Origin of the sequence: Paracoccus versutus, from assembly GCF_029909795.1 — a bacterium.
In the GTDB taxonomy this organism is placed as follows: domain Bacteria; phylum Pseudomonadota; class Alphaproteobacteria; order Rhodobacterales; family Rhodobacteraceae; genus Paracoccus; species Paracoccus versutus.
Window position 1 is genome coordinate 2,172,042 of the sequence record NZ_CP038197.1, and the last position, 25,874, is coordinate 2,197,915.

29 protein-coding genes are annotated in these 25,874 nt (G+C 69.6%); 14 read left to right on the forward strand and 15 right to left on the reverse strand.

Annotated features, from left to right (window positions below; genetic code table 11):
* Together E3U25_RS22025 and E3U25_RS22030 are read left to right on the forward strand one after the other, a co-directional pair.
* Positions 1-912 (forward strand): DnaJ C-terminal domain-containing protein, encoded by a 912-nt coding sequence (locus E3U25_RS22025; RefSeq protein ID WP_036751873.1) that lies wholly within the window; start codon positions 1-3, stop codon positions 910-912.
* Positions 909-1,256, forward strand: a complete 348-nt coding sequence (locus tag E3U25_RS22030; RefSeq protein ID WP_036751871.1) for a hypothetical protein — start codon at positions 909-911, stop codon at positions 1,254-1,256. The genes E3U25_RS22025 and E3U25_RS22030 overlap by 4 nt, the downstream gene beginning before the upstream one ends.
* On the opposite strand, the gene E3U25_RS22035 is transcribed toward E3U25_RS22030, so the two are convergent.
* The 3 genes from E3U25_RS22035 to ccmI are packed head-to-tail and all read right to left on the reverse strand — an operon-like array spanning position 1,253 to position 3,152.
* Positions 1,253-1,435: a DUF1289 domain-containing protein gene (locus tag E3U25_RS22035; RefSeq protein WP_116223055.1), complete on the reverse strand. Its 183-nt coding sequence runs from the start codon at positions 1,433-1,435 to the stop codon at positions 1,253-1,255. The two genes, E3U25_RS22030 and E3U25_RS22035, sit on opposite strands and share 4 nt — an antisense overlap.
* The gene (ruvX, locus tag E3U25_RS22040) at positions 1,432-1,908 is read right to left on the reverse strand and encodes a Holliday junction resolvase RuvX (protein ID WP_036751867.1); all 477 of its coding nucleotides are present in this window, start codon (positions 1,906-1,908) and stop codon (positions 1,432-1,434) included. Before ruvX ends, E3U25_RS22035 begins: the two co-directional genes overlap by 4 nt.
* Positions 1,905-3,152 carry a c-type cytochrome biogenesis protein CcmI gene (gene ccmI / locus E3U25_RS22045; RefSeq protein WP_116223054.1) on the reverse strand — a complete coding sequence of 416 codons (1,248 nt, stop codon included), beginning with the start codon at positions 3,150-3,152 and terminating at the stop codon, positions 1,905-1,907. Before ccmI ends, ruvX begins: the two co-directional genes overlap by 4 nt.
* Before the next feature lie 203 nt (positions 3,153-3,355).
* Here ccmI and E3U25_RS22050 point away from each other — a divergent pair, with 203 nt between their 5' ends.
* The 8 genes from E3U25_RS22050 (at position 3,356) to E3U25_RS22085 (ending at position 10,934) form a co-directional block, all read left to right on the forward strand.
* The gene (locus E3U25_RS22050) at positions 3,356-4,627 is read left to right on the forward strand and encodes a sarcosine oxidase subunit beta family protein (RefSeq protein ID WP_036750370.1); all 1,272 of its coding nucleotides are present in this window, start codon (positions 3,356-3,358) and stop codon (positions 4,625-4,627) included.
* 157 nt (positions 4,628-4,784) lie between these two features.
* Positions 4,785-5,039 carry a hypothetical protein gene (locus tag E3U25_RS22055; protein WP_036750368.1) on the forward strand — a complete coding sequence of 85 codons (255 nt, stop codon included), beginning with the start codon at positions 4,785-4,787 and terminating at the stop codon, positions 5,037-5,039.
* A 301-nt stretch (positions 5,040-5,340) separates the two neighbouring features.
* Positions 5,341-5,706 carry a sarcosine oxidase subunit delta gene (locus E3U25_RS22060; RefSeq protein ID WP_116223052.1) on the forward strand — a complete coding sequence of 122 codons (366 nt, stop codon included), beginning with the start codon at positions 5,341-5,343 and terminating at the stop codon, positions 5,704-5,706.
* Positions 5,703-8,636 carry a sarcosine oxidase subunit alpha family protein gene (locus E3U25_RS22065; RefSeq protein WP_116223051.1) on the forward strand — a complete coding sequence of 978 codons (2,934 nt, stop codon included), beginning with the start codon at positions 5,703-5,705 and terminating at the stop codon, positions 8,634-8,636. Before E3U25_RS22060 ends, E3U25_RS22065 begins: the two co-directional genes overlap by 4 nt.
* Positions 8,629-9,147, forward strand: a complete 519-nt coding sequence (locus tag E3U25_RS22070; RefSeq protein WP_116223050.1) for a sarcosine oxidase subunit gamma — start codon at positions 8,629-8,631, stop codon at positions 9,145-9,147. Before E3U25_RS22065 ends, E3U25_RS22070 begins: the two co-directional genes overlap by 8 nt.
* A 58-nt stretch (positions 9,148-9,205) precedes the next feature.
* Positions 9,206-9,658: a hypothetical protein gene (locus E3U25_RS22075; protein WP_036750353.1), complete on the forward strand. Its 453-nt coding sequence runs from the start codon at positions 9,206-9,208 to the stop codon at positions 9,656-9,658.
* Positions 9,659-9,765: 107 nt separating this feature from the next.
* Complete coding sequence (locus E3U25_RS22080) at positions 9,766-10,365, forward strand: superoxide dismutase (protein WP_116223049.1); 600 nt, start codon at positions 9,766-9,768, stop codon at positions 10,363-10,365.
* 122 nt (positions 10,366-10,487) lie between these two features.
* Entirely contained in the window at positions 10,488-10,934 is a 447-nt protein-coding gene (locus E3U25_RS22085) for a copper chaperone PCu(A)C (RefSeq protein WP_116223048.1), read from the forward strand.
* On the opposite strand, the gene E3U25_RS22090 is transcribed toward E3U25_RS22085, so the two are convergent.
* From E3U25_RS22090 to E3U25_RS22100, 3 genes are read right to left on the reverse strand one after another with little or no spacing between them, the layout of a single operon-like run.
* Positions 10,931-11,572 carry an arylesterase gene (locus E3U25_RS22090; protein WP_116223047.1) on the reverse strand — a complete coding sequence of 214 codons (642 nt, stop codon included), beginning with the start codon at positions 11,570-11,572 and terminating at the stop codon, positions 10,931-10,933. The two genes, E3U25_RS22085 and E3U25_RS22090, sit on opposite strands and share 4 nt — an antisense overlap.
* The gene (locus E3U25_RS22095) at positions 11,569-13,992 is read right to left on the reverse strand and encodes a heavy metal translocating P-type ATPase (RefSeq protein ID WP_116223046.1); all 2,424 of its coding nucleotides are present in this window, start codon (positions 13,990-13,992) and stop codon (positions 11,569-11,571) included. The genes E3U25_RS22090 and E3U25_RS22095 overlap by 4 nt, the downstream gene beginning before the upstream one ends.
* A 36-nt stretch (positions 13,993-14,028) precedes the next feature.
* On the reverse strand, positions 14,029-14,283 hold the full coding sequence (locus tag E3U25_RS22100) for a hypothetical protein (RefSeq protein ID WP_072461057.1): 255 nt from the start codon (positions 14,281-14,283) through the stop codon (positions 14,029-14,031).
* Between the two features lie 137 nt (positions 14,284-14,420).
* Between E3U25_RS22100 and E3U25_RS22105 the strand changes: the two genes are divergently transcribed.
* Positions 14,421-15,005 carry a L,D-transpeptidase gene (locus E3U25_RS22105; RefSeq protein ID WP_072461056.1) on the forward strand — a complete coding sequence of 195 codons (585 nt, stop codon included), beginning with the start codon at positions 14,421-14,423 and terminating at the stop codon, positions 15,003-15,005.
* Positions 15,006-16,103, forward strand: coding sequence for a tRNA 2-selenouridine(34) synthase MnmH (gene mnmH / locus E3U25_RS22110; RefSeq protein WP_116223045.1), 1,098 nt, complete (start codon positions 15,006-15,008; stop codon positions 16,101-16,103).
* Between the two features lie 18 nt (positions 16,104-16,121).
* Here mnmH and E3U25_RS22115 read toward each other — a convergent pair whose 3' ends face one another.
* The 9 genes from E3U25_RS22115 to E3U25_RS22155 all read right to left on the reverse strand — a co-directional run bounded on the left by E3U25_RS22115 (position 16,122) and on the right by E3U25_RS22155 (position 23,858).
* On the reverse strand, positions 16,122-16,925 hold the full coding sequence (locus E3U25_RS22115) for a purine-nucleoside phosphorylase (RefSeq protein ID WP_116223044.1): 804 nt from the start codon (positions 16,923-16,925) through the stop codon (positions 16,122-16,124).
* Entirely contained in the window at positions 16,909-17,874 is a 966-nt protein-coding gene (locus E3U25_RS22120; protein WP_116223043.1) for an ABC transporter permease, read from the reverse strand. Before E3U25_RS22120 ends, E3U25_RS22115 begins: the two co-directional genes overlap by 17 nt.
* Positions 17,874-18,968 (reverse strand): ABC transporter permease, encoded by a 1,095-nt coding sequence (locus tag E3U25_RS22125; RefSeq protein WP_036750330.1) that lies wholly within the window; start codon positions 18,966-18,968, stop codon positions 17,874-17,876. The genes E3U25_RS22120 and E3U25_RS22125 overlap by 1 nt, the downstream gene beginning before the upstream one ends.
* Positions 18,969-19,029: 61 nt before the next feature.
* Positions 19,030-20,601, reverse strand: a complete 1,572-nt coding sequence (locus E3U25_RS22130; RefSeq protein WP_116223042.1) for an ABC transporter ATP-binding protein — start codon at positions 20,599-20,601, stop codon at positions 19,030-19,032.
* A complete protein-coding gene (locus E3U25_RS22135) occupies positions 20,602-21,588 on the reverse strand; it encodes a BMP family lipoprotein (protein ID WP_072461052.1) in 987 nt (328 codons plus the stop codon).
* A gap of 91 nt (positions 21,589-21,679) precedes the next feature.
* Positions 21,680-22,081 (reverse strand): GNAT family N-acetyltransferase, encoded by a 402-nt coding sequence (locus E3U25_RS22140; protein WP_116223041.1) that lies wholly within the window; start codon positions 22,079-22,081, stop codon positions 21,680-21,682.
* Positions 22,078-22,671, reverse strand: a complete 594-nt coding sequence (gene tsaB, locus E3U25_RS22145; RefSeq protein ID WP_116223040.1) for a tRNA (adenosine(37)-N6)-threonylcarbamoyltransferase complex dimerization subunit type 1 TsaB — start codon at positions 22,669-22,671, stop codon at positions 22,078-22,080. Before tsaB ends, E3U25_RS22140 begins: the two co-directional genes overlap by 4 nt.
* The gene (locus E3U25_RS22150) at positions 22,664-23,218 is read right to left on the reverse strand and encodes a NifU family protein (RefSeq protein ID WP_036750316.1); all 555 of its coding nucleotides are present in this window, start codon (positions 23,216-23,218) and stop codon (positions 22,664-22,666) included. Before E3U25_RS22150 ends, tsaB begins: the two co-directional genes overlap by 8 nt.
* 184 nt (positions 23,219-23,402) lie before the next feature.
* Positions 23,403-23,858, reverse strand: coding sequence for a universal stress protein (locus E3U25_RS22155; protein WP_036750313.1), 456 nt, complete (start codon positions 23,856-23,858; stop codon positions 23,403-23,405).
* A 157-nt stretch (positions 23,859-24,015) separates the two neighbouring features.
* Between E3U25_RS22155 and E3U25_RS22160 the strand changes: the two genes are divergently transcribed.
* The gene (locus E3U25_RS22160; protein WP_116223039.1) at positions 24,016-24,765 is read left to right on the forward strand and encodes a sugar transferase; all 750 of its coding nucleotides are present in this window, start codon (positions 24,016-24,018) and stop codon (positions 24,763-24,765) included.
* A gap of 122 nt (positions 24,766-24,887) precedes the next feature.
* Positions 24,888-25,826: an NAD-dependent epimerase/dehydratase family protein gene (locus E3U25_RS22165; protein ID WP_116223038.1), complete on the forward strand. Its 939-nt coding sequence runs from the start codon at positions 24,888-24,890 to the stop codon at positions 25,824-25,826.
* The last annotated feature ends 48 nt before the right edge of the window (positions 25,827-25,874 follow it).

Here is a 25,874-nt window from a genome sequence, read left to right on the forward strand (position 1 = left end):
ATGGCCGACGATCCATACAAGGCGCTGGGGCTGGGCAAGAACGCCAGCCAGGACGACATCAAGCGAGCCTATCGCCGGATCGCCAAGACCGACCACCCGGACCTCAATCCCGATCCTGCCGCGCATGAGCGCTTCAAGGCCGCCTCTTCCGCCTATGACCTGCTGAAAGACCCCGAGCAGCGCGCCCGCTTCGACCGCGGCGAGATCGACGCCCAGGGGCAGGAGCAGCCGCAGCGGCATTACTATCGCGAATATGCCGAATCGGGCGACAACCCCTATCGCCAGCCGCATGGGTTCGACGATCTGTCGGACGTGTTCTCGGACCTGTTCGGCGGCCGTGCCGGCGGCGGCGGCCGGCGCGGCGGGGCGCGCAGCTTCGACATGCGCGGCCCCGACCAGCGCTTTACCCTGGAGATCGACTTCATGACGGCGGCCCGCGGCGGTTCGACCCGGATCACCATGCCCGACGGCAGCGTGCTGGAGGTCAAGATCCCCGAGGGCGCGCATGACGGCCAGGTCATCCGGCTGCGCGGCAAGGGCGGTCCCGGCATGGGCAATGGCGAGCCGGGCGACGCGCTGCTGACCCTGATCGTGGCCGAGGATCCCGACTGGAAGCGCGACGGCAACGACGTCGAGACCACGCTGCCCATCACCATCGACGAGGCCGTGCTGGGCGGCAAGGTCGAGGCGCAGACCATCGACGGCCCGGTGATGCTGACCGTCCCGCGCGGCGCCAGCTCCGGCCAGAAGCTGCGGCTGAAGGGCCGCGGCATCAGGGGCGCGGACGGGCGGCGCGGCGACCAGCATGTCGTGCTGAAGATCGTGATGCCGCCCAGGGTCGACGACGAATTGGCCCGCTTCATCGAAGAGTGGCGCCAGAACCATGCCTATGATCCGAGGAGGGGAAAATGACCCAGCCCCATCATACCCTGGCCGAGACGCTGGAGGCGATCAGCGACCTGACGCCCGAGCAGCTGGAGCGCTATATCCGCGCCGGCGTGGTCGTGCCGGTGCAATCCGAACAGGGTCCGCTGTTTCGCGACATCGACCTGGCGCGGCTGAGCCTGGTCGTCGACCTGGCCGAGGGCTATCACCTGGACGAAGAGGCGCTGGCCCTGGTGCTGTCGCTGGTCGACCAGCTGCACGGGCTCAGGGGCGACATGCGGGCGATCCTGGACGCGGTGGCGCGCGAGCCGGTCGAGACGCGGGTGCGGCTCAAGGCCGCGATCCGCGAGGTGCGGGTGGTGACGCGCTAGTCCGCCCTGCCGCAGCCGGGCAGGGCGCGGCCGGGCAGCTCGGCCATGATCGCCAGCCGCTCGGCCTCGGTCATGCGGCCCCAGCCGGCGATCTCGTCGATGCTGCGCAGGCAGCCGGTGCAAAGCCGGCTTGCCGGCTCGATCCGGCAGATGTTGACGCAAGGCGTCGAGGGCTTCATCCGCCGGCCCCCAGGAAGCGCAGCCGGTCCAGCGCACCTTGCAGGATATAGCCGGCCGCGACCTGGTCGATGACCTCGGCGCGGCGCTTGCGCGAGGTGTCGCCCTCCAGCAGCGCGCGTTCGGCGGCGACGGTCGACAGCCGCTCGTCCCAGAAGGTGATCGGCAGCGGCGTCAGCCGTTCCAGGTTGCGGGCAAAGGCGCGGGTCGATTGCGCCCGCGGCCCCTCGCTGCCGTCCATGTTGCGCGGCAGGCCCAGCACCAGCCCGACCAGCGCCCGGTCGGCGGCGATCTGCAGCAGCGCCTGCGCATCGACGGTGAACTTCGTGCGCCGGATCACCGTCAGCGGCGAGGCGACGCTGCGCAGCCCGTCGCTGACCGCGACGCCGATGGTCTTGGTGCCCAGGTCCAGCCCGGCGACGGCGCCGGTGCGGGGCAGGGCTGCGGCAAAGCTCTCGACGTTCTCGCAGATCATTCCAGCCCGGCCTGTTTTGCCGCCGCCTCGATCACCTCCAGCGCCGCGGCATCGCCGGCGAACTGCTTGCGCGCCTCGCCCAGGATGTCGTCGGCATGGTCCTTTTGCCCGATCACCGGCAGGGACGAGATCAGCCGCGCCCATTCCTCGGGCGTGCCGCCCTGGGTGGCCAGCCGGGTCTCCAGCCCCTTGACCATGCCCTCGACCATCTGCTGGCGCTCTTCGGCGGTCATTTCCTCGGCCGCGGCCATGGCGTCGGCATCCGGGCCGGGCATCGCGGGCAGGCTGGGCATGCCCGGCGTGCCCGAGGCGGCGGGTTCCGGCGGGGTATAGTCCGGGTGGCCGGCAAACCAGGCCAGATCCTGGATCGAGCCCCGGATCGGCGCGATCCAGGGCGCGTCCTCGGGCCCCTCGGCCAGCAGCCGGGCCCAGACCGGAAACGCCTGGTCGGGCCGGCCGTTCTGCAGGTGCAGCAGCCCGGCCATGAAGCGCGCCTGCGGATTGCGGGCATCGCGCGCCAGGGCCTGGGCCACGGTATCCTCGGCCTCGCGGGTGATGATGCCGCCCGCCGCCTCGATCGTCAGCCCGGCCAGCCGCGCCAGATCCTCGGCGCTGGCCTTGTCGCCGCGCAGGGCAACCAGCCGGCGCTGCGCATCCTTGGCGGCGACCAGGTTGCCCAGCCGCTCCTCGTGCTCGGCCAGAAGCTCCAGCCCGCGCGGGTCGTTGGGGTTCTTCATGACCGCCTCGCGCAGCCGCTCGATCAAGGCGACATAGTCGGCGTCGGGCTCGGGGCGGGCGGGGCGGGGGGCCTGCGCCTCGGCCTCGGCCTGGCTGGGGCGGGTGTCGTAAAGCTCCTGCGCCTGGGCGATGCGCTGCGCGATGGGGGCGTCGGGCCGGTCGGGCTGGCCCAGGCGCTGGTAGGTCAGGAAGGCCCCGCCCAGCAGCACGGCCAGCAACGCCAGCGCCGCCCAGCCGCCGGCGCTGCGCCGGGTGCTGCCGGCGCGTTCCAGCGCGCGGTCGGCGGCCAGCACCTTGCGCCCGATCTCGACCCGCAGCCGCTCGGCATCCGCCGTGTCGATCACGCCGCGCTCCAGATCGCGCTCGACCTCGCGCAGCTGGTCGCGATAGATTCGCAGGTCATAGGCGGCGGCGGGCTCGGCCGCCTCGCCCTGCCGGCGCAGAAGCGGCGCGGCGATGGCCACGGCCACCACCCCCGCCAGCGCGGCGCAGATGATCCAGAACATCGGCTTCCTCTCTTTGGCTGGTCCGGTGATAGCGGTTTTCCGCTGGCCGAGAAAGTCAAAGCCCTGCGACAAATCGCGAACTGGACCGCGGGACATCTGCGCCGACCCCTGACGCAATTCGACAATCGCCCCGTCGCAACGCGGCTTGCCCGAAAACCGCCCTCGCTTCACTCTGCATGGATCGAGTCGCAAGAGGTTCCCCCATGCCCGCATCTGCAAGTTCCAGCACCGGCCGCTATTCGGTCTTTGCCATCGCGAAAGAGGCGATGCGGCTGCATACCGGCTGGAAACGCGCCTGGGCCAGCCCCGAGCCCAGGAAGAAATACCAGGTCGTCATCGTCGGGGCCGGCGGCCACGGCCTGGCCACCGCCTATTACCTGGGCAAGAATTTCGGCATCACCGATGTCGCGGTGATCGAAAAGGGCTGGCTGGGCGGCGGCAACACCGGCCGCAATACCACCATCATCCGGTCGAACTACCTGCAAGACCCGTCGGCGGCGATCTATGACAAGGCGCTGAAGCTTTATGAAAACCTGTCGCAGGATCTGAACTACAACATCATGTTCAGCCCGCGCGGCCTTCTGATGCTGGCGCAGACCGAGCATGAGGTGCGCGGCTACAAGCGCACCGTCTATGCCAACCAGCTGCAGGGCGTGGCGACCGAATGGGTCAGCCCCAAGCGCATCAAGGACATGCTGCCGATCATCAATATCGAGGGGCCGCGCTATCCGGTCCTGGGCGGGCTTTACCAGGAACGCGGCGGCACCGCCCGCCACGACGCCGTGGCCTGGGGCTATGCCCGCGCCTGCTCGGCCATGGGCATGCATATCATCCAGAACTGCGAAGTGACCGGCATCGAGACCGAAAACGGCCAGGTCAGGGCGGTGAACACCGGCAAGGGCCGGATCGAATGCGACAAGCTGGCGCTGATCGCCGCCGGCCACAGCTCGGTCCTGGCCGAGATGGCGGGCTTCCGCCTGCCCATCGAATCGCTGGCGCTGCAGGCGCTGGTGAGCGAGCCGATCAAGCCCTGCTGCGACCTGGTCATCATGGCCAACACCGTCCACGGCTACCTGTCGCAATCCGACAAGGGCGAGATGGTGATCGGCGGCGGCACCGACGGTTTCAACAACTACACCCAGCGCGGCTCCTGGCACCATGTCGAGGAAACCGTGCGCGCGCTGATCGAGACCTTCCCGATGCTGTCGCGGCTCAAGATGCTGCGGCAATGGGGCGGGATCGTCGACATGACCGGCGACCGCTCGCCCATCCTGTCGGCCACGCCGGTCGGCAACATCTTCGTCAACTGCGGCTGGGGCACCGGCGGCTTCAAGGCCATCCCCGGCTCGGGCTGGGCCATGGCGGAACTGGTGGCCAAGGGCCAGCCCGGCCCGCTGGCCGCCGATTTCGGGCTGAACCGCTTCGTCCAGGGCCGCTTCATCGACGAAAGCGTCGCCGCGGGGGTGGCGCATTGATGCGCAGCGCGGGCATGATCCTGCCGGCGCATGCGGTTTTTGGGCCGATTTTTGCCCAAGTGCCGGTTGCGGCGGAAAATTTTTCGCAAGGGTTGGGAAACTGTTCCTCGTCTGGTGAATTGTTGGATTACGTCACCATGACCAAGGAGTTTTCTTCATGGCCGAACAGAACAAGAGCAACCTCTGGCTCATCGTCGGCGTCGTCGTCGTCGTGCTGGTCGTCATTTACTGGTTCGTGTCTTCAGGCACCGAGCCAACCGCGACCGAGCCGCCGACCGCGCCGGCCGTCTCGTCCGAACCCGCACCTGTCGATGACGGCGCCGTCTCGGTCGAGCCGCCGGCCGATGCTGCTCCGGCCGATCCCGCTGCTCCCGCCCCGGCCGAGCCTGCCACCCCGGCTCCGGCCAACTAAGGCGCCCCTTTCGGCGCCTTCGGGCGCCCTCTCTCTCCAGCGCCGGGGGGCGATTTGCCCCTCGGCTTCTGGCCATGCCGTGTTCGGCGGCCGCGCGGGCTGCCCCGGCGATGACCTGCTGCGCCCAAGCGCGGCGCACCCGCGCCCCCTCTCTGCAAGCCGCAAAGCCCGCGCCGCCGCGCCGGGCATTGCCGGCTGCGCGCCCTTCATCGACCTTTCGCTTTCCATTGCCGCCATGCGCGCCCGGCCGACCCCCTGGGCGCCGGCCCGCCTGCGCGTCCTGCCGCCCAAGGAGTGATCCATGCTGACCCTGACCTGTCCCTATTGCGGCGTCGCGGCCGAGGAAACCGAGCTGCAGCCCGGCGGCGAGGCGCATCTGAAGCGCTTCGGCCCCGGCTCGTCCGATGCCGAGTTCGAGGCCTATCTGTTCGCCCGCAAGAACCCCAAGGGCGTGCATTTCGAGCGTTGGCGCCATGCCTATGGCTGCGGCAAGTGGTTCATGGCGGCGCGTGACACCGCCACGCTGCAGGTCTTTGGCACCTACAGCGCCCAGACCCCGCATCCCACGCCCGAGATCGTCGCCGCAGTCCAGGCCGCCCGCCCGGATTGGCAGCCCGACTGGACGCCCGCCGCCGCCGAAACCTCCGCCGAAAGCCTGAACGCATGACCCAGACCGGACCCTTCCGCCTGCCGCGCGGCGGCCGCCTGATCGACCGCGCCTATCAACTGCCCTTCCGCTTCGACGGCCGCCAGATGCGCGGGGTCGCGGGCGACACGCTGGCCTCGGCCCTGCTGGCGAACGGCCAGCTGATGATGGGCCGCAGCTTCAAGTATCACCGCCCGCGCGGCCCGATCGCCTCGGGCGCGGAAGAGCCGAACGCGCTGCTGGGCCTTGGCCAGGGCGGCCGGTTCGAGCCGAACCAGCGCGCCACCACCACGCCGCTGGTCGGCGGCATGGCCACCACCAGCCAGAACTGCTGGCCCAGCCTGAACGCCGACATCGGCGCGATCAACAACTGGATGTATCGCTTTTTCCCGGCGGGCTTCTATTACAAGACCTTCATGCATCCGCGCCCGTTCTGGAAGCATGTGTTCGAGCCGATCATCCGCCGCTCGGCCGGCCTGGGCAAGGCGCCGACCGAGGCCGACCCGGACAAGTACGAACAGGCCTATGCCCATGTGGACGTGGTGGTCGTCGGCGGCGGCATCGCCGGGCTGACCGCCGCCCGCGACGCGGGCCGCGAGGGCAAATCGGTCTGGCTGGTCGAGCAGACGCCGCATTTCGGCGGCCGCACCCCCACCGACCATGCCGAGGGCCAGGCCCGCGTCGATGCGCTGCTGGCCGAGCTGCGGGGGATGGCCAATGTCACCCTGCGCCGCTCGACCCAGGCGACCGGGCTTTACGACCACGGCTATCTGCTGGTGCGGGAATCGCTGGCCGACCACGACCCGAACGCCGGCATTCCGCGCCAGCGCCTGTGGCGCCTCCGCGCGGGCCATGTGATCGTCGCCACCGGCGCGCTGGAGCGGCCGCTGAGCTTTGCCGGCAACGACGTGCCGGGCGTGATCCTGGCCTCGGCCGTGCGGGATTACATCGACAATTACGGTGTGGCGCCGGGCCGCCGGATCGTCGTCGTCACCAATAACGACGATGCCTATCGCACCGCGCTGGTGGCGCTGGATGCGGGGCTGGAAGTCGCCGTGGTGATCGACGCGCGCAGCACGGCCGAGGGCGCGCTGCCCGCGGCTGTCCGCGCCCGCGGCGTGCGCGTCCTGACCGGCTGCGCCGTTGCCGGCATCAAGGGCGGCCAGGCGGTCGAGGCGGTCAAGATCTGCGCCCATTCCGGTTCGGGCCAGGTGACCGAGACCGTGGATGCCGATTGCGTCGCCATGTCCGGCGGCTGGTCGCCGGTCGTCCACCTGTGGAGCCATTGCGGCGGCAAGCTGAACTGGTCCGACGCGCAGTCGATGTTCGCGCCCGATCCGAACCGCCCCCCGACCGGGGCCGACGGCAAGGCGATGGCCAGCTGCGTGGGTGCGGCGGCGGGCGACCTGCTGGTCTCGGAGTTGACCGGGGCGCAGGCCGAGGCGGCGACCATGCCGGTCTGGGTCATGCCGGCCCACGCCACGCGCAAGATGAAGTTCAAGATGTGGCTCGACTTCCAGAACGACGTGAAGGTCTCGGATGTCGAACTGGCCGCGCAGGAAGGCTATCACAGCGTCGAGCATACCAAGCGCTACACCACGCTGGGCATGGCGACCGACCAGGGCAAGGTCAGCAACATCAACGGCCTCGCCGTGCTGTCCAATGCGCTGAACCAGCCGATCCCGGCCACGGGCACGACGACCTTCCGCCCGCCCTATACGCCGCTGACGCTGGGCACCATCGCCGGCGAGGCGCGGGGCGAGATCTTCCAGCCCTTGCGCAAGACGCCGATGCATGGCTGGCACGAGGCGCAGGGCGCCTTCTTCGAGCCGGTCGGCCATTGGCGCCGCCCCTATTGCTACCCCAAGGGCGGCGAAAGCCATGGCGACGCGGTGGCGCGCGAGATCCGCGCGGTGCGCGCCTCGGTCGGCACGCTCGACGCCTCGACCCTGGGCAAGATCATCGTCAAGGGCCCGGATGCGGGCAAGTTCCTCGACATGATGTATACCGGCATGATGTCCACCCTGCCGGTCGGCAAGTGCCGCTATGGCCTGATCTGCAACGAGAACGGCTTCCTCATCGACGACGGCGTGGCCGCGCGGCTCAGCGAGGACACCTGGCTGGTCCATACCACCACCGGCGGCGCCGACCGCATGCACGGTCATTTCGAGGACTGGCTGCAATGCGAATGGTGGGACTGGAAGGTCTGGACCGCCAACGTCACCGAGCAATGGGCGCAGGTCGCCGTGGTCGGCCCCAAGGCCCGCGTGCTGCTGGAGCGGCTGGGCGGCCAGATCGACCTGTCGCCCGAGGCGCTGCCCTTCATGGGCTGGATCGAGGGCGAGATCGCCGGCATCCCGGCGCGGGTCTATCGCATCAGCTTCTCGGGCGAGCTTTCCTTCGAGGTGGCGGTGCCCGCGAACCGGGGCCTGGAGCTTTGGGAAAAGCTGCATGAGGCCGGGCGCGACCTGAACATCACCCCCTACGGCACCGAGGCCATGCACGTCATGCGCGCCGAAAAGGGCTTCATCATGATCGGCGACGAAACCGACGGCACGGTGATCCCGCAGGATCTGGGCATGTCCTGGGCGATCAGCAAGAAAAAGACCGACTATATCGGCAAGCGTGCGCAAGAGCGCAGCTTCATGACCGATCCCGGCCGCTGGAAGCTGGTGGGCCTGGAAAGCGTGGACGGCCGGGTGCTGCCCGACGGGGTCTATGCGGTCGACCAGGGCGTGAACGCCAATGGCCAGCGCAAGGTGCAGGGCCGCGTGACCTCGACCTACATGTCACCGACGCTCGACCGGCCCATCGCCATGGGCCTGGTGCGGCAGGGGCCGGACCGCATGGGCGAGGTGCTGGAGTTCCCCGTCGCGGGTCAGGAAAGCTACAAGGCGCGGATCGTCGATCCGGTCTTCTATGACAAGGAAGGGAGCCGGGCGAATGGCTGAGGCACTGGCGAAGATCTCTCAGGTGCAGGACTGGGGCATGATCCAGATCCGCGCCGACCTGGCGCGGGCGGGCGATGCCATCGCCGGGGCGGCAGGGGTCGCGCTGCCCGAACAGGGCCGCATCACCGCTGACGGCAGCCGTTCGCTTGGCTGGATGTCGCCGGACGAGCTGCTGCTGATCCTGCCGCGGGCCGAGACGGCCGAGGCGCTGGCCGCGTTGCAGGACGCGCTTGCGACCGAGCACGCGCTGGCGCTGGATGTCAGCGACATGCGCGCGGTGTTCCGCATCCAGGGCGCCCGCGCGCTGGACGTGCTGATGAAGCTGTGCCCGACCGACCTGGCGGCCATGCCCGAGGACGGGCTGCGCCGCACCCGCGCGGCCCAGGTCGCCTGCGGCATCTGGCGCGAGCCGGGCGGCTATGTGCTGATCGGCTTCCGCTCTGTCACCGACTATCTGCGCGGCATCCTGACCGGCGCGGCGGCGCCGGGCACGCAGCTTAGCCCGCGCTAGGACTTGTGGCCGCGGCAGGGCGGCGTATGGATGGGGTGAAAGCCACCCGGTTGATTCCATGCGCCCCGCCCTGCCTCTGCCCATTCTTCTGGCCGGCCTGATTTTGCCGGTTCCCGCCGCCATGGCGCAGGACTGGGGGCAAGAGCCGCCGGTGGTGATGATGTGCCAGATCATCGACCACAGCGGCACCGGCTGGGTGCCCGAGTTCATCATGATGACCCGCCAGACCTCCGGCCCGCGCCAGGGCCGGATCGAGGTTTTCGACCCGATCCTGCAACGCATCCTCGGCCAGCCGATCGAGGCCAGGATCACCGCCGACGACCGCACCAGCCGCACCTATGGCTGGGCGCTGGCCGGGGTGCGCAATGCCTCGGGGCAGCGGACCGAGCGGCTGGACTACCGGCTGACGGTGCAAAAGGCCGATGGCAGCGCGCGGGTGACGGCGACGGCGCTTGGCTATGACAATGTCATGACCGGGACCGGGGCCTGCGGCTCGCCCGGCGGGGGATAGGGCAGGAACCCGCGCCGCCTTGAAGGCGTTTAGCGGCCGACAGGGCTTTTCCCCGACTGGCTCCTGTGCCAGAACACAATCCGAAACCGTTGGAAAGGAAATCGAAAATGGCCTTCACGCTTCCCGATCTTCCCTATGCTCACGACGCGCTGGCCGCTGGCGGCATGTCCAAGGAGACGCTGGAATACCACCACGACAAGCACCACAAGGCCTATGTCGACAAGCTGAACGAGCTGATCGCCGGCACCGAATGGGAAGGCAAGAGCCTCGAGGACATCGTCAAGGGCACCTACCAGTCGGGGGCCGTGGCGCAGAACGGCATCTTCAACAACGCCAGCCAGCATTGGAACCATGCCCAGTTCTGGGAAATGATGGGCCCGAACCCCGGCGCCATTCCGGGCGAGCTGGAAAAGGCCCTGACCGAAGCCTTCGGTTCGGTGGACGAGTTCAAGAAGAAATTCGCCGAGGCCGGCGTCGGCCAGTTCGGCTCGGGCTGGGCCTGGCTAGTCAAGGACAAGGACGGCAGCCTCAAGATCACGAAGACCGAGAACGGGGTGAACCCGCTCTGCTTCGGCCAGACCGCGCTGCTGGGCTGCGACGTGTGGGAACACAGCTATTACATCGACTTCCGCAACGCGCGGCCGAAATACCTGGAAAACTTCCTCGACAAGCTGGTGAACTGGGAAAACGTGGCCTCGCGCCTCTGACCCCCGGCAAGACGCCGCATCAAGGCCCGCCCCGTTCGGCGGGCCTTTTCCATGGCGGGCGGAATCGGGTTGCGGCGGGGCGCATCCGGCGCCAGGCTTTGCCCGATGCGCAAGGAGACGAGATGAAACCGCTGCTGCCCGCCCTTTGCCTGGCCCTGATCCCCCTTGCCGCGCCGGCCCAGGATGCGGCGCTGGTCGTCCGTGACGGCTATGCCCGCGCCGCCAATCCGCGCTCCGGCGCCGCCTTCATGGTGATCGAGAATCGCGGCGCCGATGCCTGCACGCTTTCCTCGGTCGCCTCGGACGCGGCCGAGCGCGTCGAATTGCATACCCATCGCGACGAGGGCGGCGTGATGCGGATGGTCAAGGCGGATCCGATCCGCATTCCCGCCGGCGAGTGGCACGAACTGGCGCGAGGCGGCGACCATGTGATGCTGATGGGGTTGAAGCAACCGCTTGCGGATGGCGACCAGCTGGCGCTGACGCTGGACTTCGGCCCCTGCGGCAGGGTCGAAACCCGCCTGCCGGTGGATAACGGGCGCATGCCCGGACCCGCTGCGGGGCATTAGCGCCGGCCTTCGGCCTTTTCGATCAGCGCCTCGACCTTGGGGCCCAGCGATTGCACGATCAGCCCGACGCCTTCGGCCGAGGCATGCAGCCCGTCGGCTTGCAGCATGGTCCTGTAGCCTTCGTCCGGCAGGTCGAAAAGCGGCTGATACAGGTTCTCCATCAGCAGCGCGTCGTGCTGCGCGGCCATGCGCGGCCAGATCCCGGCCCAGTCGCGGCTGAGCGGCTCGTCATGGTCGGGCGAGGCGATGCCGACCAGCAGCAGCGGCCGGCCGGTCTTGCCGGCCTGGCCCAGGATCGAATCCAGGTTGTCCTCGACCATGGCGGGGGAAAAGCCCATCAGCAGGTCGTTGCCGCCCAGCTCGACGATCACCGCGTCGGGCTTGTGGCGGGCCAGCGAATAGCTGATCCGCACCCGCCCGCCGGCGGTGGTGTCGCCCGAAAGCCCGCCGTTCAGCACCAGCACGTCATGGCCGCGCGCCCTTAGCCAGTCCTGCAATTGCGGCACCAGCCCGTGCTTGCGCGGCAGGCCGTAGCCCTCGGTCAGGCTGTCGCCAAAGGCCAGGATGCGCAGCGGCGTCGCCGCCGCCATCGGTGCGGCCGCAAGGGCCAGGATCAGGGCAAGGGCTTTCAGCTTCATGCGGCACGCCTCAATCGCAACGCGTTACTGACCACGAAGACCGAGGACAGCGCCATCGCCCCGGCCCCCAGCATGGGTGACATCTGCGGCCCGCCAAAGGGCACCAGCGCCCCCATGGCCACGGGAATCAGGGCCACATTGTAACCGAAGGCCCAGAACAGATTCTGCCGGATATTGCGCATGACGCTGCGTGACAGGCGGATGGCCCGCGCCACGCCCATCGGATCGCCGCCGACCAGCACCACCTCGGCCGATTCGATGGCGACGTCGGTGCCGGTGCCGATGGCGATGCCGGTTTCGGCCGCGGCCAGCGCCGGGGCGTCGTTGATGCCGTCGCCGACGAAGACCGTGCCCGGCCCCATCTCGCGGATGGCGGCCAGCTTGCCCTCGGGCAGCACGCCCGCGGTCACGCGGTCGATGCCCAGCTTGCGGCCCACCGCCTCGGCCGTGGCCTGCACGTCGCCCGAGATCATCTCGGTTTGCAGGCCGAGCGCGTGCAGCTCGGCCACGGTCTGGGCCGCCTCGGGGCGGATCGGATCGGCCAGCGCCATGGCGGCGGCGTGCCGGCCGTCCACGGCCAGATGCACCGGGGTCGCGCCGTTCGCCGCCCAGCCCTCGGCCGCGGCGATCAGGGCGGGGGCGGCGGGAATGCCCGCCTCGGCCAGCGCGGCGGCATTGCCGATCAGCAGCGCGCGCCCCTCGACCCGCGCCGAAAGCCCGCGCCCGGCATTGGCCGCGACCGCCTCGGCCGGGGGCAGGTCCAGCCCCTTGTCCCGCGCGGCGCCGACGATGGCGGCGGCCAGCGGATGCTCGGAACGCGACTCGGCCGCGGCGGCAAGGCGCAGGGCGTCCAGGGGGGCGATGTCCTCGGCCTCCAGCGCGGTCAGGGCGGGGGCGCCCTGGGTCAGCGTGCCGGTCTTGTCGAAGCCGACGATGCGCGCCTCGGCCAGCCTTTGCAGCGCATCGCCGCGCCGGAACAGCACGCCCAGCTCGGCCCCGCGCCCGGTGCCGACCATGATCGAGACCGGCACCGCCAGCCCCATGGCGCAGGGGCAGGCGATGATCAGGACCGAGATCGCCGCAACCAGTGCCTGTCCCAGCGCGCCGGTGAAGATCATCCACAGCACGAAGGTCAGCAGCGCCAGCCCCATCACCAGCGGCACGAAGACCGCGGTGATGCGGTCCACCAGCGCCTGCACCGGCAGCTTGGTGGCTTGCGCGTCCTCGACCATGCGGATGATGCGGGCGAGCACCGTGTCGCCGCCGGTCGCGGTCACGCGATAGGCCAGCGCCGCATTGCCGTTCACCGTGCCGCCGGTCACGGGATCGCCGGGCTGCTTGGCGACCGGCACCGGCTCGCCCGTCAGCATGGATTCGTCCACCGCGCCGCTGCCCTCGGTCAGCACGCCGTCTACCGCCACCCGCTCGCCAGGGCGCAGATGCACGATATCGCCGGGGCGCAGCTCGGCCACCGGGACTTCCACGATCTGGCCGCCGCGTTCCACATGGGCGCTGTCGGGCGCAAGTTCGATCAGCCGGCGGATGGCGTCGCCGGCCTGGCCCTTGGCGCGCGCCTCGAGCCAGCGGCCCAGCAGGATCAGCGTCACGATGACGGCGGCGGCCTCGAAATAGACATGCACCGAATCCGGCGGCAGCACGCCCGGCGCAAAGGTCGCCACCGTCGAATAGAGCCAGGCCGCCGAGGCGCCAAGCGCGACCAGGCTGTTCATCTCGGGCGCGCGGCGCATCAGCGCCGGAAAGCCGATGCGGAAGAACATCCGCCCCGGCCCGGCCAGGACCGCCGTGGTCAGCAGGAACTCCAGCACCCACAGCGTGCGCTGGCCAAGCGCCATGTGCAGCCAATGGTGGAAGGCCGGGAAGGCATGGCCGCCCATCTCGGCGACAAAGACCGGCAGGGTCAGCGCAAGGGCGATCAGGAAGTTGCGCTTCAGCGCTGCCGCGTCGCCGCCATGGTCGTGCATGTGATGGCCGGCCTCGGCCTGCACCTGCGCCGGATAGCCCTTGGCGGTCACGGTATCGGCCAGCGCCTGCGGCGCGACGGCGGGGGAATGGCGGATGGTGGCGCTGGCGGTGGCCAGGTTCACCTGCGCCGAATCCACGCCGGGCAGCGCGGCCAGCGCCTTTTCGACCCGGCCCACGCAAGAGGCGCAGCTCATGCCCTCGATCGCCAGGCGGGTTTCAAGCGGCTCGGCCGGGTAGCCGGCGCTTGCCAGCGCCTCGACGGCGCGGGGCAGGGCCTCGGGCGCGGCCAGGCGGAAATGCGCCCGGCCGGTGGCCAGGTTGACCCGCGGCTCCTCGACCCCCGGCACGGCGGCCAGCGCCTTTTCGACGCGGGTCACGCAAGAGGCGCAGCTCATGCCCGAGACGGTCAGCTCGGCATCGTTTGGGTGATGTTTCATCGTTTTGTCCTGTCAGAATGGCGGAAAAGACGCGATTCAGACAGGATGGGGCGGGGCCTGCGGATGTTGCGGCACATGGTGCAGGCCGGGCTGCCGCGGCGGCCCCTCGCCCGGCGCGGGGCGCCAGCGCAGCGGATGGCCGTCGCCCGCCAGCACGGGGCGGGCCAGGCGCGGACGGGCCGCGACATGGCAGCGGCAACCGCGACCGCCCCGGCCCCGGCACAGATGCGGGGCGCGCGTGGGCGCGCGGCGCGGCGGGCGGCGGATGGAGGCACAGGTCGCGCAGGTCATGGCAGGGCGGTCCTTTCCCGATGCAAGCTAGGCACGTTTGCCGCGCGTTTCAACCGCGTCACGGCGCTTTGAGTTGATCCCGGACGCCCAAGCGGTTAGGCGCATGGTCAAGAAACGCAAGGATTCAGGACGGACAGATGAACCGCAGACAGATGCTGATGGCCGCCTTGCCGCTGGTGGCCGCGCCTTCGCTGGTTTTCGCACAGGGACAGGCGCAGCCGGCGGCGCTGACCACCCAGGCCGAGCCCAAGCGCGACCCCTATGCCCCGACCGAGGTCTCGATCCGCAACGATTTCGAGGTCGGCAGCATCGTCGTCGTCTCGAAGGACTTCTTCCTCTACCACGTCGTCGCTCCGGGCCGGGCGGTGCGCTATGGCGTCGCCGTCGGCAAGGCCGAGCTGGTCTGGAAGGGCCGCGCCACCGTCGGGCGCAAGACCGAATGGCCCAGCTGGACGCCGACGCCGGCGATGATCAAGCGCAATCCCGGCCAATATGCCCGCTGGGCCGACGGCATGCCGGGCGGCCCCGGCAACCCGCTGGGCGCGCGGGCGCTGTATCTTTACGACGCCAAGGGCAACGACACCTCGATCCGCATCCACGGCACGACCGAGCCCAATTCGATCGGCCGCGCCGTCTCGAACGGCTGCATCCGCATGCGCAACGAGGCGGTGATGGACCTGTTCGAGCAGGTGCCGATCGGAACCCCCGTCTACGTCTACTAGGTGGACATCCGACTGACATCGCTGTCGGACCCGGCGCTGTCCGGGTTCGATACCGTCATCGATACGCGCTCGCCCTCGGAATATGCCGAGGATCACCTGCCGGGCGCGATCAACCTGCCGGTGCTGTCCGACGAAGAGCGCGCGCAGGTCGGCACGATCTACAAGCAGGTCTCGCCCTTCGACGCCCGCAAGCTGGGCGGCGCCATGGTCGCCGCCAATGCCGCGCGCCATATCGCCGGGCCGCTGGCGGGGCTGGGCGGCGCCTGGCGGCCGCTGGTCTATTGCTGGCGCGGCGGCCAGCGCTCGGGCGCCTTTGCCGGCATCCTGTCGCAGATCGGCTGGCGCGTCGGGCGGCTCGAGGGCGGCTACAAGGCCTGGCGGGCGCTGGTGGTGGCGCGCGTCGCCGCGCGCGTCGCCGCGCCGGTGCTGGTGCTGGACGGCAATACCGGCAGCGCCAAGACCGAGATCCTGGCGCGGCTTGCCGCGCGCGGGCATCAGGTCGTCGACTTGGAGGGGCTGGCGAACCACCGCGGCAGCCTGTTCGGCGCCATGCCGGGCGGCCAGCCGTCGCAGAAGCGCTTCGAAAGCCGCCTTGCCATGGCGCTGGAGGCGCTGGACCCCGCGCGGCCGCTGCTGGTCGAGGCCGAAAGCTCGCGCATCGGCGATCTGAACCTGCCCCGTGGCATCTGGCAGGCGATCACCGCGGCGCCGCGCATCCGCCTGGCGGCGCCGGTCGAGGCCCGCGCCGCCTATACCGCCCGCGCCTATGCCGAGACCTGCGCCGACCCCGAGGCGGTGGCAAGGATCGTGGGCCTGTTGCGCCCGCTGCACCCGGCCGACCGGATCGAGGGCTGGCTGCGCATGATCGACGCGGCCGACTGGGGCGGGTTGGCCGAGGGGCTGATGCGCGACCATTACGACCCGCGCTATGAAAAGCACCGCGCGCGTCATGACGACGGGCGCGGGCCGGTAGTGGCACTGGACGGGCTGGAAGACCTGGAGGCCGCCGCTTCGGCGGTCGAGGCGGTGCTGGTCGGGCTTGACCCTGCCATGCCGGCGCCGGTGGTGCGGCCGGCGGCCTCCGGCGGGGATATTTGAACACGAAAGAAGCCGGGGTCAGGCGCCCTGGGCGAGAAAGCGGCGCAGGATGCGTTCCAGCTTGGCCGCACCCAGGGGTGCCATGGCCTTGGTGTGTTCATGGCTGATCGATTCGTCCGAGAGGCCCGCGCCCATATTGGTGATGACCGAGACGGCGGCGCAGCGTAGGCCGAGGAAGTGCGCCAGGATCACTTCGGGCACGGTGGACATGCCGACCGCATCGGCGCCCAGGATGCGGGCGGCGCGGATTTCGGCCGGGGTTTCGAACGAAGGCCCCGAGAACCAGCAATAGACCCCCTCGGGCAGCGCGATCCCCTCGGCCTCGGCGGCGGCTTTCAGCCCGGCGCGGATGCCTGGGTCATGGGCTTCGGTCATCGGCACGAAGCGCGCCTCGGAAGGCTCGCCGATCAGCGGGTTGGTGCCGGCGAAGGCGATGTGGTCCGACAGCAGCATCAGCGAGCCCGGCGGCATCGCGGCGCGCAGGCTGCCGGCCGCATTGGTCAGGATCAGACGCTCGGTGCCGAGCGCCTTGAGCACCTCGAGCGCGGGGCGCATGACATCGGCGCGGCCGGATTCGTAGTAATGCGCCCGCCCGCCGAGGACCGCGACGCGCCGGCCCTCCAGCGCTCCGACGACCAGTTGCGGCACATGGCCCGACACCCCGGCATGGGGAAAGCCCGGCAGGTCGGAATAGGGAATGGCCACGCCCTCGACCGCCGCCGCCAGATGCCCGAGGCCGGAGCCGAGGACCAGCCCGTATTCCGGCGGCGCCGCGCCGGCGCGGTCGCGGATCAGGCGGGCGAGTTCAGCGTTCCTTGACATAGGGCTCTCCTCCCGCACGCGGCGGTATGGCGCGGCCGACGAAACCGGCCAGGATGACGACGGTCAGGATATAGGGCAGGGCGTTCATGAACATCGAAGGCACGGTGACGAAACCCAGATCCAGGTTCGGAAAACGGTTCGCCACCGCCTCGAGCAGGCCGAAGAGGAAGGTCGCCCCCAGCGCCCCCCAGGGCCGCCACTTGGCAAAGATCAGCGCCGCCAGCGCGATGAAGCCGCGCCCGGCGGTCATTTCCTTGACGAAACCGGCCGAGATGCCGGTGGCCAGATAGGCCCCGGCGATGCCGCACAGCATCCCGCAGATCATCACCGCGGCAAAGCGCAGCCGGACGACCGAGACGCCGGCGGTATCGACCGAGGCCGGGTTCTCGCCCACGGCGCGCAGCCGCAAGCCGAAGCGGGTGCGGTAAAGCACCCACCAGGTCAGCGGCACCATGGCGAAGGCGACATAGACCAGGACGGTGTGGCCCGAGACCAGCTCGGCATAGATCGGACCGATCACCGGCACCGGGCGCAGGCTGTCGGCGAAGGGCAGGGTGATCTCGCCGAAGCGCGCCGCGCCGGAAAGCGAGGGCGTGCGCCCGCCCAGCCCGAAGATCTTCTGTCCCAGCAGCACCGTCAGCCCCGAGGCGAGGAAGTTGATCGCCACGCCCGAGATCAGCTGGTTGCCGCGAAAGCCGATCGAGGCCAGCCCGTGCAGCCCGGCCATGGCCGCCGCCCCGGTGATGCCTGCCAGCAGCCCCAGCCAGGCGCTGCCGGTGGCATAGGCGACCGAGGCCGAGGCGAAGGCCGCCATCAGCATCTTGCCCTCGAGCCCGATGTCGAAGACCCCGGCGCGTTCCGAATAAAGCCCGGCCAGGCAGGCCAGCAGCAGGGGCGTCATCAGCCGCACCGCCGAATCGAGGATCTGGATCAGCGTCGCGAAATCCATCACGCCCCCTTTCGGCGCAGCGCCGCGAACAGCCGCTCCAGCGGCATGCGCACCATGTTGTCCAGCGCCCCGGTGAACAGGATCACCAGCGCCTGGATGACCACGATCAGCTCGCGCGGGATCGAGGTCCACAGCGCCAGCTCGCCCCCGCCCTGGTAGAGGAAGCCGAAGAGCAGCGCCGCCAGCAGCACGCCAAGGGGATGGTTGCGCCCCATCAGCGCCACGGCGATGCCGATGAAGCCGGCGCCCTCGACCGCGTTCAGCACCAGCCGCTCGGCCTCGCCCATGACGTTGTTGACCGCCATCAGCCCGGCCAGCGCGCCCGAGACCAGCATGGCCAGCACGGTGATGCGCACGGGCGAGATGCCGGCGTAAAGCGCGGCGGGCTCGGACTTGCCGAAGGCGCGGATCTCATAGCCCAGCCGCGTGCGCCAGATCAGCAGCCAGACCAGCAGGCAGGCGGCGATGGCCAGAAAGAAGGTGACGTTGGCGGGGGTGTTGCGGCCCCATTCGACGCCCAGCCCCAGCGCCATCTCGGAAAGTTTCGGCAGATGCGCCGCCTCGGGGAAACGGGCCGAGGCCGGATCCATGCTGCCCACCGGCCGCAGCACGTTCACCAGCATATAGTTCAGGGCCGCGGCGGCGATGAAGTTGAACATGATGGTGGTGATGACGATATGGCTGCCGCGCCGGGCCTGCAACCAGGCCGGGACCAGCGCCCAAAGCGCGCCGAACAGCGCCGCCCCCATGGCCGCCGCCGGCAGCGCCAGGGCCCAATGCGGCCAGGGCAGGGCCAGCACCACCAGCGCCACGCCCAAGCCCCCCATGGCGGCCTGCCCCTCGCCGCCGATGTTGAACAGCCCCGCATGATAGGCAACCATCACCGCCAGGCCGGTAAAGACGAAATTCGTCGTGTAATACAGGGTGAAACCCCAGCCATAGCTGGACCCCAGCGCGCCCTGCACCATCACCTTCAGCGCCTCGGCCGGGCTTTCGCCGATGGCCAGGATCACCAGCGCCGAGATGGCAAAGGCCAGCACCAGCGAGATCAGCGGCGTCAGGATCACATCCGCCCATTTCGGCATTCGCTCCATCAGCCCGCCTCTCCCGGCTTTCTCCGTTTTCCAAATACCCCCGCCGGAGGCATGCGACGCCTCATCCCGCACCGCCGCCGGCATCGGCGCGCGGCGGTTCCACCCCGGCCATCAGGCAGCCCAGGTCGCCGGTCGTCGCCTCGGCGGGCAGCCGTTCGCCCATGATGCGGCCATCGAACATCACCAGGATGCGGTCGGACAGCGCCATGATCTCGTCCAGCTCGACCGAAACCAGCAGCACCGCGCGGCCGGCGTCGCGCAAGGCGACGATGCGCTTGTGGATGAATTCGATGGCGCCGATGTCCACCCCGCGCGTCGGCTGGCCGATCAGCAGCAGCTCGGGGTTGCGCTCGACCTCGCGCGCCACCACGATCTTCTGCTGGTTGCCGCCCGAGAAGCTTTTTGCCGCAAGGTCCGGGTTCGGCGGGCGGATGTCGAAACGCTGGATCTTGCCCATCGCATCGGCGCGGATGGCGGCATTGTCCATCAACGGGCCGCGCTGGAACTCCGGTGCATGGTGATAGCCGAAGGCGATGTTTTCCCAGGCGGTGAAATCCATGATCAGCCCCTCGGCCTGCCGGTCCTCGGGGACATGGCCGATGCCGGCGCGGCGGCGGGCGCGGCCGTCGGCCCCCGGACCCTGCAGCGGCAGGGGCCGGCCGCCAAGCCGGATCTCGCCCTGCAGCCGTGCCCCCGCCTCGGGAAAGCCGCCCAGGATCTCCAGCAGCTGCGTCTGGCCGTTGCCGGCGACGCCGGCGATGCCCAGGATCTCGCCGGCGCGGATCTCCAGGTCGATGCCGCGCAGCCGCTCGACGCCCTCGGCATCGACCATGCGCAGGCCCCGCACTTCCAGGACCGGGGCGCCGGGCCGGGCGGGGGGCTTGTCCACCCGCAGCAGCACCTTGCGGCCCACCATCAGCTCGGCCAGCTCGGCCGGGCCGGTCTCGGCGGTCCTGACCGAGGCCACCATCTCGCCCCGCCGCATGACCGAGACATTGTCGGTGATCTCCATGATCTCGCGCAGCTTGTGGGTGATCAGGATGATGGTCTTGCCCTCGTCCTTGAGCCCGCGCAGGATGCGAAACAGGTGGTCGGCCTCGGCGGGGGTCAGCACGCCCGTCGGCTCGTCCAGGATCAGGATGTCGGCGCGGCGATACAGCGCCTTCAGGATCTCGACCCGCTGCTGGTGGCCGACCGACAGCTCCTCGACCAGCGCGTCGGGATCGACCTGCAACCCGTATTCGGCTGCCAGCCGCTTCAGCTCGCCGCGCGCCCGCGACAGCGAGGGGCGCAGCAGGCGGCCGTCCTCGGCGCCCAGGATCACGTTTTCCAGCACGGTGAAGTTCTGCACCAGCTTGAAATGCTGGAACACCATGCCGATGCCGGCGCGGATCGCGGCCTGGCTGTCGGCGATGGCGACGGGCTTGCCGCCGACCAGGATCTCGCCCGCGTCGGGGCGATAGAAGCCGTTGAGGATCGACATCAGCGTCGACTTGCCGGCGCCGTTCTCGCCGATGATGCCGTGGATGGTGCCGCGCGGCACCACCAGGTCGATGTCCCTGTTGGCCTGCACCGGCCCGAAAGCCTTGGAGATCCCCCGCAATTCGATCGCCGGGGCGGGCGTGGCCGTCATTCACTGCACCGGGCAGGTGTTGTCGGCCATGTAGTCGTGAACCTTGATCTCGCCCGCCTCGATGGCCTTGGCGGCGGTATCGATGGCGCCGGCGATCTCGTCCGAGATCAGCGGCTTGTTGTTCTCGTCCATGGCCAGCGACACCCCGCCCGAGGCCAGGTCCATGACCCTCACGCCCGGCTCGACCTCGGTCCCGGCCTTGAAGGCCTCGTAGACGGAATTGTCCACGCCCTTGACCATCGAGGTCAGCACCTTGCCCGGATGCAGGTGGTTCTGGTTGCTGTCCACGCCGATCGACAGCACGCCGGCATCCGCCGCCGCCTGCAGCACGCCGATGCCGGTGCCGCCCGCCGCGGCATAGACCACGTCCGCGCCTTGCGAGACCTGCGCCTTCAGCAACTCGCTGCCCTTCACCGGGTCGTTCCAGGCCGCCGGCGTGGTGCCGGTATAGTTGATGATCAGCGTGCCGTCCGGCCGGGTGGCCTTGAAGCCCTGGGCATAGCCGCATTCGAACTTGTGGATCAGCGGGATGTCCATGCCGCCGATGAAGCCGACCGTGCCCGATTTCGACGCCAGCGCCGCCGCGACGCCGGCCAGGTACGAGCCCTGCTCTTCGGTGAAGACCACGGATTGCACATTGGGCTGCTCGACCACCATGTCGATGATGACGAATTTCGTGTCGGGATAGTCCGGCGCGATCTTGGCCAGCACCTCGCCAAAGGCAAAGCCGGTCATCACGATGGGATTGGCCCCGGATTGGGCCAGCCGGCGCAGGGCCTGTTCGCGCTGCGCCTCGGATTGCATCTCCAGTTCCTTGTAGGTGCCGCCGGTCTCGGCCTTCCAGCGCTCGGCGCCGTTATAGGCGGCCTCGTTGAAGGATTTGTCGAATTTGCCGCCGAGGTCGAAGATCAGCGCCGGATCGGCCAGGGCCGCGACGGGCAGCAGGGTCAGGCAGGCGCCGGCGAGCAGGGATTTCATCAGGGACATGTCGGACCTCAGGACGGTTTGCGGGCGAGTCGGCCCAGGATTGTCGGATTAGGGCGCATGGGCCGGAATCCGTCAACAATCTTGTCTGGGGTCAGAGCGCCTGCCGCATCAGCACCGCATCCAGTCCGGGGGCGTAATAATTCCGCCGCTTTCCAAGGGTTTCCCAGCCCGCGCCGGCATAAAGCGCGATGGCGGCCGCGTTGTCCGCGGCGACTTCCAGGAAGGCTTCGCGCGCGCCCCGCGTCCGTGACGTCGCGGCGAATTCGGCCAGCAGCGCCGAGGCCAGCCCGCGGCGGCGCGCCTCGGGGGCGATGGCCAGCGTCAGCAGCTCGGCCTCGTCGGCGATGGCACGGCCCAGCAGGAAGCCCTGCGGCCGGGTCAGCAGGAAATTCGGCGGGCCGGCCAGCAGCGCCTGGAACTCGGCCGCCGTCCAGGGCCGCGGATGCGCGGCAAAGCAGCGGCCATGCAGCGCTGCCAGATCCTCGGGCGTCATGACAGGATCAGCGGGCCGCGGTCGCGCGCCGGCGCGGCATCGGCCGGGCGTAGATAGATCGGCGCCGGGCGCGGCAGGTCCGGCTGGTCGCGCCGTGCGGCGGCGATGCGGGCGATGGCTTCGGCCAGCGGCATGGCCGCGGGCAGCGGCGCGGGGCCGGGCGGCAATTCATGCGCGGGGGCCTGTTGCGACCGGGTGGCGGCGCCGGTGCCGAAATCCTGCCAGATCACCTCGCCCATGCGCGAGGGCACGGCGACGCGGCAGGGGCGGGGCAGGCCATGCGCGGCCGCCTCGGTCACGCTGACGCCGACGGCGGGGATGCCCAGCGACAGCGCCAGCCCGCGCGCCGCCGCCACCGATATGCGGATGCCGGTGAAATTGCCCGGCCCGATGCCGCAGCCGATGACGGAAAGGTCGCGCCAGCCGACGCCCGCCTCGGCCAGCACTTGGCCAAGCAGCGGAAACAGCCGCTCGGCCTGGCCGCGGGCCATGTCCTCGTGGCGCTGGACCAGCAGGCGGTCGCCTTGCAGCAAAGCGGCCGCGCAATGCGCGGCCGATGTGTCGAAGCCCAGCGAGAGCGGCTCAGCCAACGGGACGGACCTCGGTCACTTCCGGGATGTAGTGGCGCAGCAGGTTCTCGATCCCCATCTTCAGCGTCAGCGTGGACGAGGGGCAGCCGGCGCAGGCGCCTTGCATGTGCAGGTAGACCACGCCGCGGTCGAAGCCGTGGAAGGTGATGTCGCCGCCGTCCTGTGCCACGGCCGGGCGCACGCGGGTATCCAGCAGCTCCTTGATCTGGCTGACGATTTCCGCATCCGGTCCGTCCTGGTCGTTATGGCCGCCGGCGGATGCGCCCTCGATGGCCGGGGCGCCGGACTGGTAATGCTCCATGATCGCGCCCAGGACCGAGGGCTTCAGGTGGTCCCAGACCGCGTCGTCGGCCTTGGTCACGGTCACGAAATCCGAGCCGAGGAAGACCCCGGTCACGCCCGGCACGGCAAAGATGCGGCGCGCCAGCGGGCTGGTGGCCGCGGCTTCGGCTGCGGGGAAATCGGCGGTGCCGCTGCCCAGGACGGTTTCGCCCGGCAGGAATTTCAGCGTCGCGGGGTTCGGGGTGGTTTCGGTCTGGATGAACATGGCGCAGGGCTCCTTTGAGGCGGATATGGGGATCGAAGGGCGGACAAGTCAAGTCGGAGGCCGCCCCCATCCCCGCCGGGCGGCCTTGAAAATGCGGCGCAAACCATCGGCGCATGACCCAGGGCCGCCGCCGGGGGGCGGCGGCATTCGCCAGGTGCCGCGACCATCCGCCGCAGCGGGCGGCTCAGGTAATCTGTTCCAGCCGCTCGCGCGAGATGTCGCCGGGCACGATGGTGACGGGGCAGGGCAGGTTCGCCACCTCGCGCATCAGCCGCGTGACCAGCGGCCCCGGCCCCGCGCTTTCGGTCGAGGCGGCCAGCACCACCACGCCGATCTCGGGGTCGTCGTGGATCTGGGCCAGAAGCTCGGCGCCCGGCTCGCCCTCGCGCACCACCAGCTCGGGCTCGATGCCGGGGCGGTCGCGCATCCATTTGGCGAAGACCTCGTAATGCGCCTCGATCCGCTCATAGGCTTCGGCGCGCATCACGTCGGCGACGCCCATGCCGTGCTGGATGGCCGTGGTGGGGATGACCGCCAGCACCTGCACCCCGCCTCCGGTCTTTGCCGCGCGCAGGGCGGCATAGCGGATGGCGTTCAGGCATTCGCGGGAATCGTCCAGAACCACCAGAAATTTCCGCATGAATCCCGCCCCGGTTGCCTTGGAATGAGCAAAGACTGGCCGAAAGGACACGCTTGCGCAAGTCCGGCACAGTTTTCGCCCTTGCGCTCATTCAAAATTAACGAGTGCTATGGTAGGCGGGAGAAGTAGCCACAGCGCCAAAACGCGGGACGGAATTGTGACGATTCACCAGGACTGGGAAAAAGCCGATATCGCACGGCTCGCCACAGTGGCCCAAGCCGAGATGTCGTGGTTCAAGGACCAGGCGCATGCGCCCGCCACGGCCACCATGCCCCTGTCGAAGCGGGTCTTCGACATCACCCTGGCGCTGGTGGCCCTGGTGCCGCTGTCCATCGTCATGGCGGTCTTTGCCCTGATCCTGCTGGTCTTGCAGGGGCGGCCGATCTTTTATGCGGCGCCGCGGATGGCGGCGCCGGGGCGGACCTTCACCCATCTCAAGTTCCGCACCATGCTGTGCCAGCAGGACGATTTCGGCGTCACCGGCGCGCACAAGGCCTGGCGCATCACGCCGCTCGGCCATTTCATGCGCCGCACCCGCATCGACGAATTGCCGCAGCTGTTCAACATCCTCAAGGGCGACATGAGCTTTGTCGGCCCGCGCCCGACCATCCGCGAATATGTCGAACGCTATCCCGCGGTCTATGGCCAGGTGCTGAAAAGCCGGCCCGGCGTCACCGGGCTGGCGACGCTGATCTATCACCGGCACGAGGACCGCATCCTGCGCCGCTGCAAGAGCGCCGAGGCAACCGAGGCCGCCTATGCCCGACGCTGCCTGCCGACCAAGCTCAAGATCGACCTGATCTACCAGAAGAACCGGACGCTGGCGCTGGACCTTTGGATCATCTGGCGCACCGTGCTGATCGTGCTTTACAAGGACGAGCGGCCTCGCCGCCGCGGCCGCAAGTAAGGCCCCCGGCGATTTTTCCGATGCGCGCGGATCCCCCGCCCCCGCCGGGCGTTATGGCGGTATATCCATCCTAGGCCTACAGGATTCTGACGCCACCGGCGCGGAAACGGAAAGGGAAATGCTTGCAGCGTAAGGCTCTCGTCACCGGAGGGGCAGGGTTCATCGGCAGCCACCTCGTCGACCGGCTGCTGGCCGGCGGAGAGGAGGTCGTCGTCCTGGACGATCTCTCCAGCGGCAGGGTGGACAATCTGCCCGCGGAGGTGCGGCTGGTCCGGGGCGACGTCTGCGATGCCGATCTGGTCGGCAGGCTGCTGGCCGGGGTGGACTGCATCTTTCACCTTGCCGCGCGGGTTTCGGTGCAGCTTTGCATCACCGACTGGATGGCCGCGCATCGCGTCAACCTGGGCGGCACCATGGCCGTGCTGCACGCCGCGCACCGGGCCGGCAACATTCCCGTGGTCCATGCCTCGTCCGCGGCGGTCTATGGCAACCGCGCCGGCGCCACCTGCCGCGAAAGCGACCTGCCCCTGCCGATTTCGCCCTATGCCGCCGACAAGCTGGCCGCCGAGCATCAGGCCGGCGCCATGGCGGCGGTGAACGGCCTTTCTTCGGTCGGGCTGCGGTTCTTCAACGTCTATGGCCCGCGCCAGGACGCGGCCTCGCCCTATGCCGGGGTGATTTCGCGATTCTGCGCCAACCGGCTGGCGGACCGGCCGCATGTGATCTTTGGCGACGGGCAGCAGAGCCGGGATTTCATCTATGTCGCCGATGTGGTCGAGGGCCTGCTTTGCGCCCGCGACCTGGCCGGGAGGGCGCCGGGCGCCCAGGTCTTCAACCTCTGCACCGGGGTCGAAACCACGCTGCTGGATCTGGTGCGCCAGATCGACGCGGTCGCGGGGCGGGGGGCCAGCGCCATCGAACACGCGCCGGCGCCCCCCGGCGACATCCGCGCCTCTTGCGGCTGTCCGCAGGCCGCGCGCGACCGGCTGGGCTTCGTCGCCGCCACGGACATGCGATCGGGGCTGGACATGCTTTGGGACAGGCTGGGTCCGGCCGGCTAGAGGGCATCTGCATCTGGGGATGCCCACCTTGCCCGAACTCTGTTTCAG